Origin of the sequence: uncultured Anaerococcus sp., from assembly GCF_963510915.1 — a bacterium.
Classification (GTDB): domain Bacteria; phylum Bacillota; class Clostridia; order Tissierellales; family Peptoniphilaceae; genus Anaerococcus.
In genome coordinates, this window is the sequence record NZ_CAUPHG010000097.1 from 1 (window position 1) to 5,722 (window position 5,722).

General features: G+C 35.2%; 6 protein-coding genes. 2 read left to right on the top strand and 4 right to left on the bottom strand.

Annotated elements, in window-relative coordinates; translation table 11 throughout:
* Together RQ893_RS07665 and RQ893_RS07670 are read left to right on the top strand one after the other, a co-directional pair.
* The coding region (locus RQ893_RS07665) for an ATP-binding protein (protein WP_311482443.1) at positions 1–371 on the top strand (371 nt) is incomplete at its 5' end.
* The gene (locus RQ893_RS07670) at positions 343–1,743 is read left to right on the top strand and encodes a peptidase S41 (RefSeq protein ID WP_311482444.1); all 1,401 of its coding nucleotides are present in this window, start codon (positions 343–345) and stop codon (positions 1,741–1,743) included. The genes RQ893_RS07665 and RQ893_RS07670, both read left to right, overlap by 29 nt.
* 42 nt (positions 1,744–1,785) lie before the next feature.
* Here the strand turns inward: RQ893_RS07670 and RQ893_RS07675 are convergent, their stop codons facing one another.
* From RQ893_RS07675 to RQ893_RS07690, 4 genes are all read right to left on the bottom strand, one after another.
* Positions 1,786–2,892, bottom strand: coding sequence for a hypothetical protein (locus RQ893_RS07675; RefSeq protein ID WP_311482445.1), 1,107 nt, complete (start codon positions 2,890–2,892; stop codon positions 1,786–1,788).
* An 86-nt stretch (positions 2,893–2,978) separates the two neighbouring features.
* Positions 2,979–3,902, bottom strand: a complete 924-nt coding sequence (locus RQ893_RS07680; RefSeq protein ID WP_311482446.1) for a hypothetical protein — start codon at positions 3,900–3,902, stop codon at positions 2,979–2,981.
* Between the two features lie 123 nt (positions 3,903–4,025).
* The gene (locus RQ893_RS07685) at positions 4,026–4,994 is read right to left on the bottom strand and encodes a HAMP domain-containing sensor histidine kinase (protein WP_311482447.1); all 969 of its coding nucleotides are present in this window, start codon (positions 4,992–4,994) and stop codon (positions 4,026–4,028) included.
* Entirely contained in the window at positions 4,987–5,655 is a 669-nt protein-coding gene (locus RQ893_RS07690) for a response regulator transcription factor (protein ID WP_311482448.1), read from the bottom strand. Before RQ893_RS07690 ends, RQ893_RS07685 begins: the two co-directional genes overlap by 8 nt.
* Positions 5,656–5,722: the final 67 nt, after the last annotated feature.

Genomic DNA, 5,722 nt, shown 5'->3' on the forward strand with positions numbered 1-5,722 from the left:
GGGATAAGCTTAGTCAGATTATTCAAAACCTTGTGTCAAATGCTATCAAGGCCATAGGCAAGGATGGAGAAATAGATATCTATCTTAGAGAAAGCGAAAAAGAAATTACTATCAATGTAATCGATACTGGTATTGGCATCAAAGAAGATGACATACAAAGAATATTTGAAAGATTCTACAGGGTTGATGATTCTAGAAATACTAAGGAAAATGGCGTTGGCCTCGGCCTTGCCATCACAAAAAATTTCGTAGAAGCCCTATCTGGAAAAATTAAGGTGAAATCAAAACTTGGCGAAGGTAGTGATTTTGCGATAATATTTGAAAAAAATTACAGGATGACCAATGACAAGAAGAAAGAGAAATACTCTTAGAAGAAAAAGTGAAAATACTAATAGGATTAAAAGTACTATAGATAGCCAAATTAGGATTGTAAAAGACGACGACTCTCTTACACAAAGACAGAGAGCTAGAAGAAAGAGAGCTAGGAGAGAAAGAGAAAGAACCTACAGGAGACGTAGGTTGGCTCTAGCTTTTGTTGGTATTTTATTAATAATGATCCCAAGCTTTCTTGTCTATAAGAAACTAACTACCTATGCCAAAACAGGATATCCAGCCTTTAGAGATGAAGTCCTTGCTGACTTATCAACTACAGCCTTCATCTCCTCCACAGAAGGTAGGAGCCTAACTAGTGCGGAAAAAAGTTCTGACTTTGACATTCTCTATGAAACCATAGTCAAAAATTTTGCTATTGATCAGTCAAATACAGAATCTTTTGAGGAATTTACCAAAAGAAGCGATGAGTACAAGAAAAAAATCACTAGCTCTAAAACTGACCAAGATTTCTTTATGCTCCTAGGAGAATATGTAGGCCTACTAAACGACTCTTATACAAAAATTTTGGATAAGGATAGCTATACTGACTTGTTTGACTACTACAAAAACAAGACCGAGTCGCCAATGAAAGAAATTCTGGAAAATCCTCAAGTAGTCAACCGCTATAAGAGGATAATTAATGACAAAAATACAAACGAGTCATCTGTTGGTATAGAAAATGGATATGTTTTAAGAGTATCCCTACCAAGCCTCAAAGTAAACGAAATAGATAAAATTATTGATGACATAATAAAGTCAGTAACATCTGCTCCTGGTATTTCAACCATGATTATTGACCTATCAGACAATAATTCTCTTAATAATTTATTTGTAAATGACTTTGCCAAATACTTCATCCACCAAGATTATTCCGAGGAAGACTTTATATTCTATAGGGGCAATCTCATAGAAACCACCCTAAAAGCCATTAAGAATGATAAAAATTCAGCCTACCAGACAGCCTTTGTGAAAAATCCTGCCAGTAAATATAAGGAAGAAATAGAACATTTTAACCTAGATTCTTACTTATACTACGACCAAGTGTCTTTGAAAATCCAAAAAGACCAAACATTTACAGGAAGAAATATCTATATACTAACAAACTCAAATACAGCCAACGAAGCCATTAAACTAGCTTCAATCTTAAAAGATTCTTCGGATGCCTATGTGGTTAAAAATGCCCTAGACCCAAATCCAACAATTGAAGATAGGATTTATGACTTTCCTCCAAGTCTTTTTGTTCTAGGACATTCAGGACTCATAATTTCCTTAAATACAGCTAGGTCAGAAAAACCAAACAGGTATCTTGACTACGACCAAAGAATAAATTCTAAATACCCAATTTCATCTATGCTTTCTATTATTGGATGAAATTTAAAAAGAAATAGACCCATGACGGGTCTATTTTTATGCTTATCTATAATTTTTTATAGCGAATTCTTCGCCTTTTCTACCGGCTATAGCTGAGATTGCAAGGGCTGCTATTAGGCCTAGGAAGGTTAAAACTGATCCGATAGATACAGCGTTTGATGCCTTGTCAGCACCTTTTTTAGCCTTATCTAATTTTTCATCAGCTGTTACTTTAGCTTCTTTAGCAAGCTCATTAATCTTATCAGAAGCTTGATTTATTGATTGGCTTGTTTTTACAGCTGCCTTATCAAATTCTTCGTAGATATTTTTGCCAATTTCCTTGGCTTCAGTTAGGTTTGTATTTTCTGCTACCGCATTTGCTATAGCATCTTCGTTTGCTGCATTTACGATTTTTTCAGCTTTCTTAGAAAGTGACTTGGTTAGCTTATCAATTTCAGAACTAGCACTTTCTGGGTTTAAGGCAATAGTCTTAACTGCTGCTGCAATTTCATCCTTGCTTTCCTTTACTTGACCTTTAAGGTAGTCTGGTTTTAATTCCTCAACATCTGTATCTTCTAGATATTTCTCAAGGTCAGCTTCTAGGTCTTTTGTATCAACTGCTTCCATACCTTCACTAACCTTATCAATAGCTTGGCTCATAGTTAAGCTTGTTACTTCTCCTGCACCGCTTAGGGCAGATCCTGCAATATTTGCAGCCCCACCTGCCACAGCTCCTACTGTTTGACCTGCAATACCGAGAGTTGTTGCTACTGCATTAAATACAAGGGTGAAAAGTAGTAAAACTGTAACTGCCCATGTGATTGCTCCATGAAGTAAACCAGTTGACCTTGCAGCATAGCCTGCTACAAAACCACCTGCACAAAATGAAATTATTAATGTAATTGCTGTCCAAAGGCCAGTGAAAAATCCGATTCCTGCAAAGGGATTAGCTGATGTTGCTGAAAAAATTCCAAAGCCTAGGGCTGCTGTTAAAAGGCTTAGAACAGTAAATACTGCTGCACCCGAAACTGCTCCAGCTATGATAGAACCCCATGATAGGTTTCTACCAGCATCAAGTCTTCCTTCTCTATCGATAGGGATTTCCCTTCTTCTCTCTTGGCGACTTCTTCTTACTTTTTCGCCTTGGTTTTGATTATTAATGTCGGTCATTATTCCTCCTTATTCATCTTTCGTTTTAACAATGTAGGGCTATTATACCGGACTCTAATATAAATCAAAGTTTTAATTGATATCCTTTAAAAAGTTTGCTTGAAATTAATATTATCTCTAAGTATCTCTTCCACCATATCCCTACCCCTCTGCATCTTTTTTATATTTTTTATATCGAGGATAATTACATCTTCATTTAATAGTCTATCCTTATCCTCATCTGTTAGGTAAGTTGAATTAATAATTAAAACAGGAATTAAGCCTTTGACAGCTCCTCTAAAATCCTTAATCATATTAGATATTTCTTTTTTTGATAGCTTCTGGCCATATTCATAGTTTCTAATTTCAAGGGCAAATCTATTATTATTCTTTTTGGCATAGAGGTCAAAACGGTGGCTTCTTTGGTATTCCTCTTGGTAGGGCTCAACTTTGTATCCAGCCCTCCTAAAAGCATCTGAAATAAATTCTTGACTTGAAAAGTCAAAGTGAATTTTCCTAAGGGCTCTCAAGAGACCTTCTGGGTAGATTTTAAAAATCCCCCTATTTTCAACCTTATTTTCCGCTAGTCTTTTGATATCAAAACCAACAAGCAAACCCTCAACCACATTGAAATTCCCGTGGGCAATGGCGTTTCTAATATGCCTTAAAAGGCTCATGGTTTTTGTCTCTCCATCCGCCAAGGTCATCACAATTTTTTGATCATTTAGGCAAATTCCTTCCCTAAAATCATCCACAATTGAATTTTTAATGGCATCGGTAAAAAGCACATCTACGTCCCTAAGCTTCATAGCAGCCATTAATTCCTCAAAAACATAGTCATCGTATTCTAAATTTGTAAGGAGGTCTTCTTTTTTTGCCTGCTCAGAATTAATATTTGGCACATACCACAAGAGGTATTTAATGGCCTCATCAAGGTTGGGATCAAGCCTAATAGGCACATCTTCGTGCTTTATCTGATATATTATTTTTCTCTTACACTTTTGAAGCTCAAACTTCTTACTTAATTCCATAATATCCCTTTAGTTCAAATTCATCTTTCCTATAGCAAAACACTTAAAAACTCAATGGAAAATATCAATAGCCCCTCATAGTCAAAATACTTCCCTGTAGGGTTTTAAAATCATAGATTCTCCTTAGAGTCTTAGACCAATTACAAAGTTTCCGTCCCTATTTTCGACCACTTCTATATCTATGGCAAGGTCTTTGGCATAAAGCTTTGCCAGATAAAGACCCATACCAGTTGACTTGTGAATCTTATCAACTTCTCCTGTGAAGGCCTTTTCAAATATAAAGGCGAGGTCCTGGTCGGCAACCTTTGGCCCGTTGTTTCCTATATAAAGATTTTTACCCTTATTGGTGATATTTATAACGCCATCACAGTATTTAATGGCATTTGAAATAATCTGGGAAATGATAAATATTAGGGTGTTTTTATCTGTAAAGACTTTGACCTCTGACACATCTTCCTTAATTATAATCCCCTCTTCTGCAATCAATGGATAATAGGACTTAATGGCTTCGTCTAGACATCCTCTAAGGATGACATCTTCCATCTTGTAATCTTTTTTGTTGGCATCGACTCTTGCGTAGTAAAGAATTTGATTGATATAATTTTCTATATTTGTGTTGGCAAGACTAAGCTTATCGAGAATTTCCCTGTTAAAGTCATTTTTGTGGTTTTCTAAAAATAAATTTGCAAAGGCTAGGGGAGTTTTTATCTCATGGGCCCACATTTCTATAAATTCCCTGTATGAAATGAGTTTAGATCTAGCCTCTTCCAGCCTCTTATCCTTTATTTTTATTGCCAACTGATAGTCATCAAAGATTTTCTTATAGTCATCTCCAAATTCTCCCACTAGGGCATCTTTGGCTAAAAATGAATTCTTTATAAGAAATTCTTCAAGAAGTTCTATTCTTTTTTTATTTCTTTTCCTTATGGTCCTTAGGATAAAAACTAAAGCCAAGATGGTAAATAAAAGAATAAATATTATGAAGTTATTAATTAAAGTTGGTCCAATTAAGTGTATTAAAAAAATAAAGCAAATATCTAAGGCTAAAAAGGCCACTATCCAAAGAAGTCCGTCTTTAAATGTACTATTCATCGCAAACTCCAAGTCCGTATCCCTTGCCCCTCTTGTTGTAGATATTGTATGACCCAAGGTTCTTTAGTTTTTTTCTTAATCTGGTAATATTTACCTGGAGGATATTTTCGTCTATATAAATTGTTGACCACACAGCCTCTAAGAGGTCGTCTTTTGTGACAATTTCCGGATAAGATTCCATAAGCTTTTTGATTATATCCGCTTCTGTCTGAGTGAGAATTAAATATGAATCCTTGTAGGAAAGCTTTGATGTTGACAATTCAAGGCTCAAATCCCCAACACTTATTATATCCTGAAAATGATCAAACAAATTCAGAAGTTTTTCCATTCTTAAAATTAATCTCCTTGTATCAACTGGTTTGGCAAGATATTCATCAGCACCTATTTCAAGCCCCTTGATTTCATCTTCTATACCTATTCTTGAAGTAAGCATTAGGATTGGAATATTTGATTTTTCTTTTATGCTCTTACAAATATCAAAACCAGATATGCCTGGCAGGTTTATATCCAAAATCACAAGGTCAGGCCTTGTTTCAAGAGCAAAATCACTAGCCTTCAAGAAATCATTTACAGTACCTACCTCATATCCCTTATTTTCCAAAAATTCCCTTAGTTCATTTAAGAGGTTTCTGTCATCTTCAATTATTAAAATCTTCTTCATAATTAACAATCCTTTCGTAGCTGACCCTTATGATAAACCTCAAAAATATGCCCATCAATATTAAGAG

Excerpts from the sequence above, each read along its gene's own strand:
- RQ893_RS07670 (WP_311482444.1), top strand. The coding sequence starts at position 343 with ATGACAAGAAGAAAGAGAAATACTCTTAGAAGAAAAAGTGAAAATACT.
- RQ893_RS07675 (WP_311482445.1), bottom strand. The coding sequence starts at position 2,892 with ATGACCGACATTAATAATCAAAACCAAGGCGAAAAAGTAAGAAGAAGT.
- RQ893_RS07680 (WP_311482446.1), bottom strand. The coding sequence starts at position 3,902 with ATGGAATTAAGTAAGAAGTTTGAGCTTCAAAAGTGTAAGAGAAAAATA.
- RQ893_RS07685 (WP_311482447.1), bottom strand. The coding sequence starts at position 4,994 with ATGAATAGTACATTTAAAGACGGACTTCTTTGGATAGTGGCCTTTTTA.
- RQ893_RS07690 (WP_311482448.1), bottom strand. The coding sequence starts at position 5,655 with ATGAAGAAGATTTTAATAATTGAAGATGACAGAAACCTCTTAAATGAA.